Below are 16473 nucleotides of genomic sequence, written 5' to 3'. Positions count from 1 at the left end.
GAGCGAGAACCAATAATTCATTCCGATCACGAGAAGAAAATGAATCAAAAACGCAATATGGGAATATCCGTAAAACAGGATCGATGAAACGAGGAGTACTCTTTTTTTCGCGGGTCCGTCTACGTTCCAGTAGATTAAATACGTGATTAGAAATAAGAAAAGAAAGGGTAAAGAATTGAATAACATTGATATACCGGAAAATAGATTCTAAATTTCTAATGGAACTTAATAAGACCAGATATATAGAAAACGAACCTGACTTCTTATTCCGAGAATTTTCGAGATTGTAGAATCCTGTCTTAACTCGGGAGATTGAACCTGATAAAAGTTCGCCCTTTTGTCCGTACTCTGAGAATAGTAGATGATTCTCGGGCTATTGCTTCCCGGAGTTTTTCTGTAGTTCGGGAGGGCCATCGTCTCTTGAACCGCGTTGTCAAAATAACCGATCTTATCAATTAGCCCGTGCCCGAGGGCTTGGGACGCCGTGAAAATTCTTCCGTCGGCAATTTTGCGAAGTTCGGCGGGATTTTTTCCGGGTCTTCCGTTCTTTACGACTTCGAAAAATTTTTCAAAAAGATCGTCCACGATGGACTGAAGTAGTTTTCTTTGTTCGGGAGATAGATCTTCTAAGGGAGAGCCGATGGTTTTATTTCCACCAGAACGGATCGACTGATCCTTAACTCCGAGTTTGTCCAAACCCTCTTTTACATTGATTCCGGAAAGAATCACTCCGATGGAACCGGTTACGGAAGTAGGATGTGCGATGATGAGATCGGTCGCCATCGAAATATAATACGCACCGCTCGCCGCAGTATCCATAAACAAGGAGACCACGGGAATTTTCTTTTTCGCTTTAAATTGAAGAATCTCTTTGTAAAGGATGTCGCTTGCGGTTACAGAACCTCCTGGTGAATTGATTTTCAAAATCACGGCTTTGATCTCAGGATCCAGTTCGGCGAGTTCGAGTTGTTTTTTGACTCCAGCTAAGATCGAATCTTCTTGGCCCCCGAAAAAAGTTTTTTCTCCTTCGTCGCTGATTACCCCGTCTATGGGAATGATGAGAATTTTATCTTCGTTTTTACCGGAGAGAAGTTTTTCCCTCAATTCTGCGGTTTTCGAGGAGGGGGCGCCTAAATTTGCATTTACTGGAATATAACAATTGGAAAGAAAAAAACTTAAAAAAAGAATATGGGTCCAAGTTAGAATCGAGTGTTTCAAAGAAATTCTCCTGTCGTCAATTTTCCCTAGTTAAACAAGCTTTCAATTCCTTTCCATCTATTTTAAGGGAACGCTTCGAGTGATTCGTGGTTAGGTTTAGATGTTAAAGAAAATTCCGTGCCATAAAATGTGGGAGTTTTCAAAAATGGATGGAAAAGATTCGGAATTTCCAAGAAGTTTGTGGAAGTGCCGGAAATTTTTAGCGATTGTTCCCGATTAAAATTTACGGATAACGGAGAACAAATCCTTTCTTGGAGCTGGAAACATCCCTTAAGCGGCGAGCGGCTTGAGATTATTTCCGGGTATGACGAAAAAGAACCGTTCTTTTGCTCCGGTTCATATTTGATGTATCCTTGGGTCAATCGTCACACCGACGATCGGATTCGTTTAGGACAAGAGTGGATTTCGCTTTCTTCTATCGGAACTAAAGATAAGAGCGGATATCCTTCTCATGGACTTGTCTATTCTTGGAAACGCAGGATTGTTCGAAAGACGAATGATTCGATTGAATTCGAACTTTGTCCGGAAGACGTTTTATCGGGCTCTTTCTTAGGGAAGGTAATCGTTCGGGAAACATATTCATTATGGAGAATTTTGGACGAAGAGGTTCTTACTCTTGAAACTTCCTTTTTAAATCTCAATTCTTATCCGTTCCGATTTTGTTACGGTTATCATCCTTATTTTAGAATGAAATCCGATCGATGTCTTCTTCGATCCAACCTTAGAAAACAGATTCTTTTGCAAGAAGATTTAACTCCGGTCTATCCCATTGATGGAACGAAAACGGATCGATTTACTTTGAAGAATATCCCTGTGTTGGATTCTTTATTTTTTGGAGAAGATGCGTGGGTGTTATTGCAAGTTCCGGATGATTCCTATCAAGTTCGAATTCAGTCGAACGTTTCGATGGGGAACGATATACGGCTTTCGTATTTTCAAATTTATACGGACTTTGCGGGAAATCGAATTGCGATCGAACCGATGAGTGCTCCTGGAAATGCGTTTCTAAACGATTTTTCTTTGACGACTATTCTTCCGGAAGAAGAAAAGAGCGGAAGTTTTCAAATTCTGCTTTCCATGTTGTGATCTTTTCTTAGAACTCTCGCGAAGGAAATCGCTTTCTGTATTCTTCGGTTCTTTGCTCGAAAAGATGTTATGGCTCATTTGAGAAAACTCGGGAGTAACTTACCGATAGGATTCTTATGTTCGCATTCTTCTTGACAGAAAGGGGTTGATTTTCAGTCTAAACAAACAGGAAACCAGACACAAATGAGTAAACCCTTAATCGTTCAGAGTGATAGAACTATGCTCTTGGAGGTGGATAATCCGGAATTTGAAGCCTGTCAAAGTATAGTTTCCAAATTTGCCGAGTTGGAGAAAAGTCCGGAGTATCTTCACACATACAGAATTTCTCCTCTTTCTCTTTGGAATGCAGCATCGATCAAAATGACTGCGGATGAAATTGTAGAATGTTTGGAGAAGTTTTCCAGATATTCCGTTCCGAAAAACATCGTAAATGAAATCCGCGAACAGATTAGCAGGTACGGTAAGGTAAAACTCGTCAAGGAAGAGTCTGGAGAACTTGCGATCCTATCGAATGAAAAGGGATTTCTTCAAGAGATCGGAAATCATAGAGCGGTGCAACCGTTTATTGAAACCGTTTTTCCCGATAAAATTTATATCAAAAAAGAATACCGCGGTCACATCAAACAAGCGTTGATCAAAATCGGTTTTCCCGTGGAAGACCTTGCCGGTTACGACGAGGGAAATAAGTACGGTTTTAATCTGAGACCTACGAGTACCAACGGTAAAAAATTTGGAATGCGAGATTACCAAAGAGCCTGTGTGGAAGTATTCCATGCGGGAGGTGGTAACGAGGGAGGTTCCGGTGTTGTGGTGCTTCCTTGTGGGGCCGGTAAGACCATTGTAGGAATCGGCGTAATGCAGATCGTCGGGGCCGAAACCTTGATTTTGGTTACGAATACACTTTCGATCCGTCAGTGGAGAAACGAAATTTTGGATAAAACCGATATTCCTCCCGAGGACATTGGGGAATATTCCGGTGAAGTCAAAGAAATTCGTCCAATTACAATCGCGACGTACAACATTCTCACCCATAGAAAAAAGAAAGGTGGGGATTTTACGCATTTTCATCTATTCAGCGCCAATAACTGGGGACTAATCGTTTACGACGAGGTCCATTTGCTTCCCGCTCCCGTGTTCCGAATGACTTCCGAACTTCAAGCAAAAAGAAGACTCGGACTGACCGCGACTCTCGTAAGAGAAGATGGTCTGGAAGAAGATGTATTCTCTCTTATTGGGCCGAAAAAATACGACGTTCCTTGGAAGGAACTCGAAAGTAAGTCTTGGATTGCGGAGGCGAAGTGTAAGGAAATTCGAGTGAATATGGAAGATGATCTACGTCTGAAGTATTCCATTGCGGACGACCGGGAGAAATTTAGGCTTGCTTCCGAAAATCCGGAAAAGATGAAAGCGATCGATCTCATCATGAAAAAACATTCCGAGTCTCATTTGCTTGTGATCGGTCAATACATCAATCAGTTAGAAGAAATATCAAAGAAATTTAATATTCCTTTGATTACGGGTAAAACTCCGCTTCCAGAGAGGCAGACTTTGTACGATTCTTTTCGTTCCGGTAAGATCAAGTCTCTCGTAGTCAGTAAGGTGGCAAACTTTTCGATCGACCTGCCGGATGCGAATATTGCGATTCAGGTTTCGGGCACCTTCGGTTCTAGGCAGGAAGAAGCACAGAGATTGGGCCGAATTCTAAGACCTAAGGGACACGATAACACGGCCGTATTTTATTCTCTCATATCAAGAGATACGAATGAGGAACGTTTCGGTCAGAATCGCCAGTTGTTTCTCACCGAACAAGGCTACGAATACGAAATTTATACTTTGGATCAATTTAGAGAAGCTCAGGAAGAATTAGCTCAATTGCAACTGAATAATGTTTGATTCTTTTTTGTTAGAATTGGTCGGAAAAAAACGGATCGAAGTTAAAATATAAAAAGGGGAACAGAATGGATCTCAGCGCAAAAAGGCTGAATGTCATCGAACCTTCTCCCACGCTCGTAATTACCGCCAAGGCGAACGAGTTGAAAAAAAAGGGAGAAGATATTGTCAGTTTCGGAGCTGGAGAGCCCGATTTCGAAACTCCGTCCCATATCAGAGATGCCGCAAAGAAAGCGATTGATAAGGGGATGACCCGTTATACGGCTGTTTCTGGAACGGTTGAGCTTAAGGAGGCCATCGTTCACAAATTCAAAAGAGATAACGGACTTGATTACGAAAAAAACCAAGTCATCGCCGGAACGGGTGGAAAACAAGTTATCTACAATTATTTTCTGGCGACTTTAAATGCGGGAGATGAAGTCATTATTCCGGCACCGTATTGGGTCAGTTATGCGGATATCGTTCGTTTGTCGGAGGGTGTTCCTGTGATCGTTACCACCACCCCGGAAAATAACTTTCAAATCACTCCGGAACAATTGAAGAAGGCGATCACTCCTAAGACAAAATGTTTGATTTTAAATTCCCCTTCGAATCCGACGGGAGCTGGTTATTCTAAAAAGGATTTGGAAGTTTTGGGGGAAATCGTACTTTCTGCCGGAATTCAGGTGATGAGCGACGATATCTATGAAAAGATCGTCTACGACGGATTTACGTTTTCCAATCTTGCGATGTTGTCTCCCGAACTTAAAAAACGAACTTTTATCGTAAACGGGGTTTCTAAAACCTATTCCATGACCGGTTGGAGAATCGGTTATGGGGCCGGGGATATAGGAATCGTTAAGAATATGGAAACGATTCAAAGTCAGTCTACTTCTAATCCTTCTTCGATTTCTCAAGCGGCAGCGGAAGCGGCGATTGCAGGGGATCAGGTTTGTGTGGAAGAGATGAGAAAAGCGTTTGAAGCGAGAAGAAATCTGATCGTTTCCCTTTTAAATTCAATCCCTGGTGTGAAATGTAATCGTCCGCAGGGTGCGTTTTACGTTTTCCCATATCTCACGGATGTGTATAAAACTCCGGGTTTTGAAAAACTGAAAAAGGAAACTTCTGAAACGTCCTTGAGTAAAATCTTCTGCAGTGTTCTATTAGAAAAATATAAAGTAGCAGGAGTTCCCGGGATCGCTTTCGGAGAAGATAAAGCTCTTAGACTTTCCTATGCGATGGGTGAAGCGGATATAAGACGCGGGGTCGAAAGAATCGCGGAAATGATACGGGATCTGAGCAAATAAACAATGAGACGGATCGTTTTGGTCCTCATCTTTTTTATGGCTGTCCCGTACATTTTTGGGGGTGATCGTTTGGTTCTTAAGCCGAGTTCTCCCCTCTATTTATTTCCGGATAAAAAATCGGAAATCCTTCGCCGTTTGGGGTTTGGGGAAATCGTTCAGAGCAAAAACGAAAAACAAAACGATCGTAACTTTCGTTTCGTATCCGATTCTTCAGGATTGAGTGGTTGGGTGGAAGCCCAAGTCCTTTTCGATTTGGAGGGAAGGGGCGCGTATAAAATGATTTTACGTTCCATCGATCGTATGTTATATTCTACGAATACCGGCCTCAACGAATTCGAATCCGTTTTTCAATACTTAAATTCCCTGGAAGAAAACGGGATTTATCATTCGGACGAATATCTTTATCTAAAAATCAGAAGGGCGGTCGTTTTAGTCAGAATATTAGAAATGTTGCAAGAAGGCGAAAACAAACGTATGGAATCCAAGTTGCTCGGTTATCTTTCCAAAAACCCCGAAGACATTATTCCCGGAGAAAAAGGAACCCATGCAAAAATTAACCCGAATTTATTCTGGAAGATTGCGGAGGAATTTAGGGGTAAGGGCCCCGGAGATTTTGCCGCGTTTTTAGGAGTTAAACACACTCCGGAGGCAGATTGTAAAAGGGACGTTTTTTGTTTTATCGGCGATGAAAGAAAAAGAAGAATTCGTTATTTGCAACTCAATCCGAACGGAAACTATGCGAACGTATTCGCCAATCAGATTTCCAAAAGATTCGAAACTTTAACAAAAGATCTCGAAACTATTCAATGCGGCAAGGGAGAAGCGCGAAAAGAAATTTATGAATCTTTTCGCAGGGATTTGCAGTCTCTTCCTTATCGATACGGCAAAAAATACCACGGTTTTCTCAAAAAAATTCAGAAAGAATGCCTGCCGTAGATTTAAGTTTTCGTAAGATCGATTTTCAAAGGGGGAAGTTTTTTTCTCCGATTTGTGGCCCGATTTTAGTTTTACACGGACTTTTCGGCTCCTCTAAAAATTGGTTCAGTGTGGGCGATTTCCTAAGTCGATACGCAGACGTTTATCTGATGGATCTTCGAAATCACGGAGATTCTCCTCATTCGAACGAACATTCTCTTGTTTCTATGGTGGAAGACGTGGAAGTATGGATTACAAAGCAAGAAATCGAAAAACCGGTGATCTTGGGTCATTCCATGGGCGGGCTCGTGACGATGGGTTTTGCATTAAGAAATCCGAATATTCCTTCTTTCTTATTTGTGGAGGATATCGCTCCTAAGGACTATCCGTTTCATTACGAAAGCGAGCTTGCCTGTCTTCGGACTGACGTTTCCTACTTTAAATCTCGGCAGGAGATTGATGCGGCTTTGACGGAAATTCTTCCCAATTCGTTTATTAGAAACTTTTTAGAGATGAATTTGGAACGGCTTGAAAACGGCGGTTACCGTTGGAAATTGAACGTAGAGGGGATTGCAAATTCTCCCAGACTGTTACAGGATTTTTTCAGTAGATATGTAGAAAGTCCATACCCGGGACAAACGTATTTTATAACTGGCGGAGCTTCGGAATATTTTCGTAAGGAAGATATTGGACTTACTCGAAACTTTTTTCCGAATTCTCAATTTTACACGATTCCGGGTGGGGATCATTATATCCACTTCACAAAAATGTCCGAGTTTAAAAGAGTTTTAGAATCTATTTTTGAGAAGTTGGACGATTCTGAATTTGCAATAAACTGAATCCAACTAAGAAACAAGTTCCGATTCCAAAAGGAACGAGCAGAGTAAAGCCGAAACCGGTCCATTTTCCGAAGATCAAAGTCAGAATCGGAGTCAGTCCTATGGACAGGGACGCAAAACTATCTTTTAAATTCTGCATGTAAGAAAGCCCTTGAATTTTACCGCTTAAAAAAATCGCAATGATCGGACCGACCGTATAGGAAGCGATCGACAAACCCAGTTCTACTAGGCCCGTTTTTCCCGCCGTTAAAAAGAGCGGAAAGAGGGAACTCAAAAGGAGGATCGTTCCCCAAAATAAACTCAATGTTCCCGAACCGAACCTGTCAATTCCTAAGTCTACCTTGGTCGTTAAGGAAAGCGAATTAATCGAACTCGATAAAGTGGACATCGCGGAAGCCAAAATAGCGGCCAACAAAAATCCCGTGATCGGAGAAGGTACTTCCTCCATAATGAATTTGGAAAAAACCTTATCTTTGGAGATAGCGGAACCTTCATAATAAAAATATAATAAAATTCCGATACTTAAAAATAATACGAACTGAAAGAAAACAAAAACTCCCGAAGAGATCATCGCTTTCTTGGCATCCGGTTCGGATCGGCAAGCAAGAACTCTTTGTACGAGCATCTGATCCACTCCGTGGGTTCCTAACGTTAAAAGAATTCCCCCCAAAATCGCTGTCGGTGCAAAATATGCGGAAGTAAAATCATTCCATTCGAAAATTTTGAACTTATTTACCTGAAACGCATTCTGAATCAGATCGGAAACGTTTAAGCCTTTTTCTAAAAGTAAATTGCCTAAGTAAAAAAATGTGAAAATTCCTCCCGCAACGTAGATCAAAAATTGAATTGAATCCACCCAAACGACGGAACGAAATCCACCTTGAACCGTATAAAGAATCGTAATTCCCGAAATTAAAAGAAGACTCAGAATTTCTACGTTATGAGTCACTATCTCCATTACACTATATTGTTTTAAAAATACTTCCAATAGGATCGAGACCGGAATCGCGGAGGCGTACATTCTCACTCCGTCTCCTAAGATTCGGGTGAGTTTAAAAAGAAAGGTAACCGTTTTTTGGGAAATTTTTCCATAACGGATTCCTACCCATTCGTACACGGAAATAAACCCCGATTTGTAATACATTGGAATAAAAAGTTCGGCTACGATGATTCTTCCTAAAACAAAACCCAAACCGAGTCCGAGAAAGGTGAGATTACCGGAATAACTCAGTCCAGGAATATTCAAAAAAGTAAGAGTTGAAGTTTCTGTGGCAACAATCGAGAAACTCAACGTGATCCAGGAAATTTCTCTTCCTGCGAGAAAATAAGAAGAAGAATCTTTGTCTTTTTTTCTGGAAGTGAGCCATCCGGAAAAAAGGACCAATATTATGTATAAAAGTAGAACGATTAGATCTAAAATTGAAAAGTGCATAATCAGTCAAAATGTATTTCGGTAAGATCAAGAAAACTCTTTTTCCCTTAGAATCTGTTTCTCAATATTTCGGAATTGAGCATCGCTAATGTATCTCGTTTTTAAAAGTTATTCGAAGTGAACCGATTTGAAAATCTGGATTCTGGAAAACGAAAATCAAATGACGATTTGATTCGGAGAGAAATTGTGGTCGTAGTTTTTTACGATCGTTTTGTTGATCTACTTTCATTTTTTATGCCTTCGATTCGACAATATTCCATTCGCGTTCCGGGGACCTCGGCCAATTTAGGGTCGGGTTTTGATCTTTTTGGTCTTGCGTTTCGAGTCTACAACCGATTTCAATTTCAATTCATTCCCGAAAGGGGATTTAAAACCTCTGTAAAGGGGATGGAGACTCTTCCTTTCGATCCCGATGAGGATCTTGTTCTATTTTCGTACCAATCCTATTTTAGAAGATTTTTACCTGGTGTTGAACCGAGTCCCTATTCCCTACTTATGGATCTAGAACTTCCGATAAAAGGAGGGCTCGGTTCTAGTGCGAGTGCGGCCGTAGCCGGAGTCTGTGCCGCGAGATTTGCACATCAGAATTTTTATTCTATGATTCCTCTCCCTAAGGAAAACGAATTTCTGTTTCATCTCGGGCAGATCGAAGGTCATCCGGATAATACGATTCCTGCTTATTTGGGCGGTTTTGTATTTGCCTATTTCAATGGAAACCGTTTGGAATATGTTAAAAAGAAATTTCCAAAGAAGATACGTTGTTTTTTGATCGTACCGAATTTGGAAACTTCCACGCATCAATCTAGAAAAACTCTCCCCGGTTCTTATTCCACCGAGGACGTAATTTTTAATATGGGCCGCATCGCTACATGGATGGAATTTTTGGATTCGGGTAAAATTTCTCTTTTGAAACTTGCTTTGGAAGATCGAATTCATACTCCGTATCGAATGCACTCCGGGTTTGAATTAAACCCACTTTTGGCCGAGATAAGTGAGAATTTAATCGGACATTCTCTTTCTGGAAGTGGTCCTTCCGTTCTTTTATTTTCCGAGAGAAACAAAGCGGTTCGGATAGAAAAAATTCTCAAAGAAAAGGTCGCCGAGTTCGTTCAAAAAACTCATTTCGATTGCCAGCTTCTTTCCTTAAAAGTGGAGGAGGATGGGATTTTGGAATCCTGGAAAAGCATTCAAATTTTATAATATTCCTAACTATGTCAAATCTACTTCTAAAAAAAGAACGAACTAAAAATCAATTACACGACGTCTGAAAAATTCTACGTTTCCATTTCGTACTGCCTTTTCCCTCAAAAGGCCGGAAACGGTTTATGGGCACTTTTATTCGGATTAAAACGGTCGGAAATTTTTTCGGGATCGGGAAATCTATTCCTCCGATTCCTCTTTTTCTTCTTTTCCGAAAGCAAATAATCCCTTTTTGATCGGGACTTTTCGGTTGAGACCGGGATGTATTTTTGTGATCGTGAAAATGAATCGCATTCTTTCTTTTCCAAAATTATTGATAAAAAATTCAGAGGAAAGGCTGATTTCGAAATATTGAATCATTCTTTCTTTGACCACTTTGTCTGAAATTCGAAAGTCCGCATTTTTACCGATCACTTCGTAGCTATCCAGTTTTTCGGTGGATTCCATTTTGGAGAACGTGGGCATTCCCGGAGGTTTGAATAATACGAAAGAATTCCGTAATATTTGAATTTCATAATCTTCTGAGTCTTTCGCTTTTTTAAGATTAAATACCAGATGGTTGTCAGCGATTGCATTGCAGTAGGTTCGAATGTTTCCGGAAGTTTGGCCAACACTAAATCGAACGTTTCTCTGACTTTCGGAAACTACGAGTAAGAATCTATCTCCTTCTTCGGGAGGAGTTCCGACTCCGGCGCTTCCTTTTTTTATCGAGGGATAGATGACTTCCTTGAAAAATAGAAAGGTCAGACCGGTCAACGCGGTCAAACCCATGAGGATCAAAAAAACGTCTAAACCGACTGTATAGATAAGACCGAGGACAAAAAACAAATTTTTTCTCTATCGTTTTACGTCGATTTTATGGTCGGCCGGATTTTCACTCATTCTGGAACGTACCATCATGGAAAGAAGGTTTTTCATTTGTTCGGGACTGATCACCTGATTCATTCTTTCTTCAAGAGATATAGGGGAAGGTTTCATGACAAGCTCTTCCGGTTTGATTTCATTCACCGTCGACTTGGGTTTTGTCCGCGAAATCGATTCTGAAATTTTTGCGTCCTTTTCTTGGAGTTGTGTTCCTGGTTCTGCTTCTTTACTAAATTGGGGCAACGAAAAAGATTGGATCGTAATCCCTGTTACATTCATAAACCCGAACCTCCTTGAAATCCGGATTGGGAGCGTATAACTCTCTACTAAAACTATCGGTAATAGAGGATTCACTTTAGTCTTTTTTCGGATTTTTTTATTCCTTTAGAGTCGTTTTCCACTAGAATTTCCAAGTTCAGGAAAAAGGAAAATTTCAGAGAAGAGTGAAAAAAAGAGCCTGAATTTATCGTTTGCCACTCTACCTCGGATTTCTAAATTGGCAGTAGGGAAACTAAGTTGCTGTTTTCTAACTTCTGGAGGGGAATGGTTCCATGCAAGACATAATCGAAAAATTAAAAGCAAGAGAATTCAGGCCTTTGTTCATTCTCTCAGCCGTTTTTTTTATCTACATTCTGCTTACAATTTTTCCGCTCGTTACTTATTTTTCTTCAGATGGGGTTGTTCAAATTAACGGTAAAAATTACACGATCAAAGATGTCGAAAAAGACAATCCCCGGATCGCCCGTAAGTTTTATGCGGAAACGAACGATCGTCTCTATCGTGTACTTTCCGAATTTGCGAGTAAAAAGGTAGTTTCACTCGCCGCAAAAGAGCGAAATGTTTCCGAAAAAGATCTTTTAGAACCTTCGATCCAATCTCCGAGCATCGAGGAAATGCGCGCCGTTTATGAGCAATATAAAAATTCTCCAGCGCTTCAGGGTAAGTCTTTCGATCAGGTTAAAACCGAAATTGAAAATCATCTTGTTTCCCAAAAAAAGGAGGAAGCGAGAAATGCCCTTTTTTCCGAACTTCGCAATCGATACAATATTTCCATAAAAGTTAAAGAGTTGCCTCCTCTCAGAGATGATACGATTACTGCGGGTAACAATCCTTCTATCGGACCGGAAAATGCAAAAGTTACCGTCATCGAGTTTTCCGATTTTGAATGTCCTTTTTGCAAAAGGAGTCAGGATGTGAATGCTCAGTTAAGGGCAAAATACAAGGATCAGATTCGTTGGGTATTTAGAGATTATCCGCTTTCTTTTCACCCAAACGCGATGTTTGCGCATATCGCTGCAAATTGTTCCACGTCTCAGGGCAAATACTGGGAATTTTTCAAAGTGCTTTTTGATAATTCCGGAAACCTTTCAAAAGAAAGGGTTTTGGATTTGGCAAGAGGCGTGGGTCTCGACATGAAAACGTTCAACCAGTGTGTGAACGATGCCTCCGTTCGTAAAGAAGTGGAAGCGGATATAGCGGAAGGTGAGAAATACGGCGTCAGTGGAACTCCCGCTTTTTTTATCAATGGGATTATGGTGGAAGGTGCACAACCTATCGAAGTGTTTACGAAGGTGATCGATCAGGAACTTAAAAATTAAAATTGGAAAATAGGAGCTAGTCAAATATGGGTAAGACGGTGAAGGTTGCTGTTACAGGCGCTGCGGGACAAATTGGATATTCGCTTCTTTTTAGAATCGCTTCCGGGCAGATGTTTGGTACCGATACTGCGGTGGAAATTCAGATGCTTGAGTTGGAAGCGGCAATACCCGCGGCAAAAGGTGTGATTATGGAATTGGAAGACTGCGCATTTCCTCTTCTGCAAAAAGTAATCGTTTCTTCCGATTTGGATATTGCTTTTAAGGACATCAATTGGGCGTTGTTAGTCGGTTCCGTTCCTAGAAAAGCGGGAATGGAAAGAGGAGATCTTCTCAAAATTAACGGAGGAATTTTTATAAATCAAGGAAAGGCGATCGAAAAGAACGCGGCTTCCGATGTAAGGGTTCTCGTGGTTGGTAACCCTTGTAATACGAATTGTCTGATCGCAATGAACAACGCAAAAGGAATACCGTCAGATCGTTGGTTTGCAATGACTAAACTAGATGAGAACAGAGCGAAGTCACAGCTTGCTTCTAAAGCGGGTGTTCCCGTAAAAGAGGTAACCCATTTGGGAATTTGGGGAAATCATTCCTCCACTCAGTATCCGGATTTTTACAATGCAAAAATTTCCGGTAAACCGGTAACCGACGTAATTTCCGACCATGAATGGTTAAAGGGAGATTTCATTAAAAACGTTCAACAAAGAGGAGCCGAGATCATCAAAGCGAGGGGAGCTTCTTCTGCGGCAAGTGCGGCAAATGGAGTTGTAGATACCGTCCGTGCAATCATTACTCCGACGGCTTCCGGTGATGCCTTTTCAGCGGCCATCGTTTCTGACGGGTCTTACGGAACTGAAAAAGGCCTCATCTTCGGATTTCCTTTGAAGTCCGATGGTAAGAAAGTGGAGATCGTCCAAGGTCTTCCATTCAACGACTTTGCGAAGGAAAAATTCAAAATTACTCATGATGAACTCATTTCCGAAAGAAATGAAGTGAAGGACATGCTCTAGAATTCAAAAGAGAGGTTTTTTGAACCTGAATCCGTCTACATTCCTTCAGAAAGCCTCTTTTGTTTTAGAATCTCTGAAAGAGAATTTTCTTTTTCGATCCCTGGAAGTTCCTTCTGGGGTTGATTTGTCCTCCAACGATTACCTTGGTCTTACCCGCCATTCTAAACTCATCGAAAGCTTGAAAGAAGGTTTAGCTCTTTACGGAGCCGGTTCAGGAGCTTCCAGACTGGTCAGTGGACATAGAGATTCCTTTGAAATCGCGGAACAAACTTGCTCCGAATGGGTTGGAACGGAAACTTCTGTGTGGGTCGCCAATGGTTATGCGGCTAATCTAGGATTGATTTCTTGTATCGCAAACGCAAAGTCTGAAATTTTCACAGATCGGCTCAATCATGCTTCGATTTTGGACGGGATTCGTCTTTCGGGTGCAGAGAAAATATATTATAAACACCTGAACTTAAATCATCTCGAGGAACTTCTCCAAAAATCTAAAAGAAAGGAAAGAATTATCATATCCGAAAGTGTATTCAGCATGGATGGAGATTTTGCGCCGATTTTGGATCTTCTCTATCTCAAAAATAAATACGATGCGGTTTTGATTTTGGATGATGCTCACGGGATCGGAATTTTTGGGCAAAGCGGAGAAGGTAGAGTGGCACAGGTTTTAGGCCCGGAAAGAATGGAAGAGGTGGACTTTATTACTTATACGGCCGGGAAGTCTCTGGGTTTGGAAGGCGCTTGGATTGGAACTTCCCGGATCGGAAAAGAGTTTCTGATCAATAAGATGCGGACTTTTATTTATTCTACGGCGCCTATGCCCGCGATCACACATGCGGTTCCGACTTCCATTTCAATCGTGCGGTCCATGAGAAAGGAAAGAGAGGATCTTTTAAAACGAGCAGATCGTTTTCGTATTTCTCTTGAGGCGAAAAATTATCCGAAAACGACTTCCGAATCTCAGATTGTTCCTATTTTATTTCCTTCCGAAAAAACCGTTTTGGATTCCGCAGAAATTTGTAAAAACAACGGACTTTATGTTAAAGCGATCCGTCCTCCAACCGTGAGCGTTCCCAGACTTCGAGTCAGCATTCATTCCGATACAACGGAATCAATATTAGAAAAATTGATTTCTCTTTTGCCGGAGTTTTGATGGCAGTATTTATCGGAGCCACTGGAACGGACATAGGTAAAACTCTTTTTAGTTCCCTCATCTTGGGGAAATACGGAAAGTCCTTAGGACTCAAGTATTTTAAGCCCGTTCAAACCGGAAATGATAGCGATCGGGTCACTTTGATGAACCTTACGGGCCTTCACGAAAGTTATTTTCTCAAAAACTATTATTCCTTGTCTTTTGCCGGATCTCCTCACTATGCTTCCGAATTGGAAGGGGTTGAGATCGATTCGGATGAACTTTCCAGACATCTTTACAGCATTCGCGACGAAAAAATCATCGTGGAAGGAGCCGGTGGTCTACTCGTTCCGTTGACTCGAAAAATTCTTACTTTAGAATTGGTCCGACAATCCGAGATTCCTCTCATTTTAGTGGCTCCTGTTTCGTTGGGCGCGATCAATCAAACCCTTCTTGCAATCGAAGCTGTCCAAAATCGAAAGATCGATTTAAAGGGAATTTATTTCATAGGTGTCCCCGATAAAACCACGGAAGATAATATTCGAACGATCACGGAATGGAGTGGAGTGACTTTGCTTGGAAATTTTTTTCTGAACTCAAAAGAGAAAATGAGTCGGGAACGTTTTCAAATCGAATGTCTTTCCCGATTCGATCAGTGCGAAGTAATCAAGAAAATGTTCGTATGATTTGGTATCCGTTTACGCTTCAGTTCGAACCCGATCCCCCCTTAAAGATAAAGAGGGCAAAAGGAGAATTTTTGTATGACGAAAACGGAAACTCTTATATAGACGCTGTTTCTTCTTGGTGGGTGAGTATTCACGGACATAACCATCCTAAGATTATTCAAGCCGTTAAAAATCAATTGAATAAACTCGATCACGTTTTGCTCGCCGGATTTACACACGACCCGGCTGAAAAACTCGCGAGTGAACTTTTAAAAATTACGGATGGTTTGTTTCATAGGGTTCTTTACTCGGACAACGGTTCCACCGCCGTAGAGATCATGATAAAACTTGCGTATCAATATTTTCAGAATACGGGGGAAACGGATCGTAGAACATTCATAAAGTTTAATGCTTCCTATCACGGAGATACGATAGGGGCTATGAGTGTAGGCGGAAATTCTGTGTTCAATCGGGTTTTTCAAGGGTTGATGTTTCCGACGGAAGAATTTTTAACTCCGAATTGTAGTTTTTGTCCGATGAAAAAAAAGCCTGACTCTTGCAACGTGGAATGTGTGGATCCAATCGAAGAGTTTTTTCAAAAAAATCCTAAATCCGTTGCGGGAATCGTGATCGAACCATTGATTTTGGGTTCGGGGGGGATGATAATTTATAAAGAGGAAGTTCTTCAAAGACTCGAAAAGGTCTCCAAAAAATACGGGACTTTACTTTTGGTGGACGAAGTTTTTACCGGTTTTGGGAGAACCAGTTCGTTCTTCGCATATCAAAGAGCCAAAATCCGACCCGATTTGGTGGCGATGGCAAAGGGATTGAGCGCCGGTGCGGCCGCGATCGCAGCGACTCTTACGACGGATAAAATTCATTCCGCGTTCGTCACTCCCGAACCGGAAAAGGGGTTTTATCACGGGCATACGATGACTGGAAATCCGATTGCTTGTTCGGCGGCACTTGCTTCCATAGAACTTCTTTTAACGGAAGGTTATCTAGAGCAAGTCGCAAGACTGGAATTCAAACTCAGGGTCGGTCTAAAAAAAATTGCGGAAGAGTATCCGAAAGTGGTTCGGGACTGTCGAATTTTGGGAGCGGTTGGTGTTTTGGAATTGGAAGTAGGAAACGAAAGCGGTTACAATTATTCGGGGAATAAGATTCTCAAGAAGAAGTTTTTAGAAAAGGGAGTGTTGCTTCGTCCTTTGGGAAACGTGATTTATATCACACCTCCATATAACATCAAAAATTCTTCCTTGGAAAAAGTATTTTCTGCGATCCGGGAAACACTCTCGGAAATTTCCTATGGGAATTAGACTTTTCAAGAAAGCTTCTTCTCTT

General features: G+C 41.3%; 16 protein-coding genes (1 of these 16 only partly in view). 11 read left to right on the top strand and 5 right to left on the bottom strand.

Going from position 1 to position 16473, the window contains the following annotated elements; genetic code table 11:
* Positions 1-186 carry the 5' end (the start) of an MBOAT family O-acyltransferase gene (locus CLV95_RS00465; RefSeq protein ID WP_002731759.1) on the bottom strand. The gene continues 1236 nt to the left of window position 1, outside the view, so only the first 186 of its 1422 coding nucleotides appear in the window; it begins with the start codon at positions 184-186; its stop codon lies beyond the left edge, outside the window.
* 39 nt (positions 187-225) lie between these two features.
* Positions 226-1218 (bottom strand): signal peptide peptidase SppA, encoded by a 993-nt coding sequence (sppA, locus tag CLV95_RS00460; RefSeq protein ID WP_002729280.1) that lies wholly within the window; start codon positions 1216-1218, stop codon positions 226-228.
* A gap of 186 nt (positions 1219-1404) precedes the next feature.
* Here sppA and CLV95_RS00455 point away from each other — a divergent pair, with 186 nt between their 5' ends.
* From CLV95_RS00455 to CLV95_RS00435, 5 genes are all read left to right on the top strand, one after another.
* Positions 1405-2304 carry an aldose 1-epimerase gene (locus CLV95_RS00455; RefSeq protein ID WP_026054903.1) on the top strand — a complete coding sequence of 300 codons (900 nt, stop codon included), beginning with the start codon at positions 1405-1407 and terminating at the stop codon, positions 2302-2304.
* A 183-nt stretch (positions 2305-2487) separates the two neighbouring features.
* Entirely contained in the window at positions 2488-4197 is a 1710-nt protein-coding gene (locus CLV95_RS00450; protein ID WP_002729348.1) for a DNA repair helicase XPB, read from the top strand.
* A 65-nt stretch (positions 4198-4262) separates the two neighbouring features.
* Entirely contained in the window at positions 4263-5480 is a 1218-nt protein-coding gene (locus CLV95_RS00445; protein WP_002730562.1) for a pyridoxal phosphate-dependent aminotransferase, read from the top strand.
* A 3-nt stretch (positions 5481-5483) separates the two neighbouring features.
* Positions 5484-6416 carry a hypothetical protein gene (locus CLV95_RS00440; protein ID WP_002729259.1) on the top strand — a complete coding sequence of 311 codons (933 nt, stop codon included), beginning with the start codon at positions 5484-5486 and terminating at the stop codon, positions 6414-6416.
* Positions 6404-7234, top strand: coding sequence for an alpha/beta fold hydrolase (locus tag CLV95_RS00435; protein ID WP_002729302.1), 831 nt, complete (start codon positions 6404-6406; stop codon positions 7232-7234). The genes CLV95_RS00440 and CLV95_RS00435 overlap by 13 nt, the downstream gene beginning before the upstream one ends.
* Here the strand turns inward: CLV95_RS00435 and CLV95_RS00430 are convergent.
* Entirely contained in the window at positions 7191-8666 is a 1476-nt protein-coding gene (locus CLV95_RS00430; RefSeq protein WP_107694826.1) for a sodium:solute symporter, read from the bottom strand. The two genes, CLV95_RS00435 and CLV95_RS00430, sit on opposite strands and share 44 nt — an antisense overlap.
* A gap of 234 nt (positions 8667-8900) precedes the next feature.
* On the opposite strand from CLV95_RS00430, the gene thrB reads away from it, so the two are divergent.
* Entirely contained in the window at positions 8901-9866 is a 966-nt protein-coding gene (gene thrB, locus CLV95_RS00425; protein ID WP_032850695.1) for a homoserine kinase, read from the top strand.
* A 180-nt stretch (positions 9867-10046) separates the two neighbouring features.
* On the opposite strand, the gene CLV95_RS00420 is transcribed toward thrB, so the two are convergent.
* Positions 10047-10637 (bottom strand): hypothetical protein, encoded by a 591-nt coding sequence (locus tag CLV95_RS00420; protein ID WP_100219945.1) that lies wholly within the window; start codon positions 10635-10637, stop codon positions 10047-10049.
* 66 nt (positions 10638-10703) lie between these two features.
* Positions 10704-11009, bottom strand: a complete 306-nt coding sequence (locus tag CLV95_RS00415) for a hypothetical protein (protein WP_016749692.1) — start codon at positions 11007-11009, stop codon at positions 10704-10706.
* Positions 11010-11281: 272 nt separating this feature from the next.
* Between CLV95_RS00415 and CLV95_RS00405 the strand changes: the two genes are divergently transcribed.
* The 5 genes from CLV95_RS00405 to bioA are packed head-to-tail and all read left to right on the top strand — an operon-like array spanning position 11282 to position 16448.
* The gene (locus CLV95_RS00405; RefSeq protein WP_002731816.1) at positions 11282-12328 is read left to right on the top strand and encodes a DsbA family protein; all 1047 of its coding nucleotides are present in this window, start codon (positions 11282-11284) and stop codon (positions 12326-12328) included.
* A gap of 26 nt (positions 12329-12354) precedes the next feature.
* Positions 12355-13335: a malate dehydrogenase gene (locus CLV95_RS00400; protein ID WP_002729305.1), complete on the top strand. Its 981-nt coding sequence runs from the start codon at positions 12355-12357 to the stop codon at positions 13333-13335.
* A 19-nt stretch (positions 13336-13354) separates the two neighbouring features.
* Positions 13355-14485 carry an aminotransferase class I/II-fold pyridoxal phosphate-dependent enzyme gene (locus CLV95_RS00395; protein ID WP_002729342.1) on the top strand — a complete coding sequence of 377 codons (1131 nt, stop codon included), beginning with the start codon at positions 13355-13357 and terminating at the stop codon, positions 14483-14485.
* The gene (gene bioD / locus CLV95_RS00390; protein WP_002729292.1) at positions 14485-15150 is read left to right on the top strand and encodes a dethiobiotin synthase; all 666 of its coding nucleotides are present in this window, start codon (positions 14485-14487) and stop codon (positions 15148-15150) included. Before CLV95_RS00395 ends, bioD begins: the two co-directional genes overlap by 1 nt.
* A complete protein-coding gene (gene bioA, locus CLV95_RS00385) occupies positions 15147-16448 on the top strand; it encodes an adenosylmethionine--8-amino-7-oxononanoate transaminase (protein ID WP_002731775.1) in 1302 nt (433 codons plus the stop codon). Before bioD ends, bioA begins: the two co-directional genes overlap by 4 nt.
* The last annotated feature ends 25 nt before the right edge of the window (positions 16449-16473 follow it).

Source organism: Leptospira borgpetersenii serovar Javanica (genome assembly GCF_003046425.1).
GTDB lineage: Bacteria > Spirochaetota > Leptospiria > Leptospirales > Leptospiraceae > Leptospira > Leptospira borgpetersenii.
This window is presented reverse-complemented; position numbering and strand designations above follow the sequence as displayed.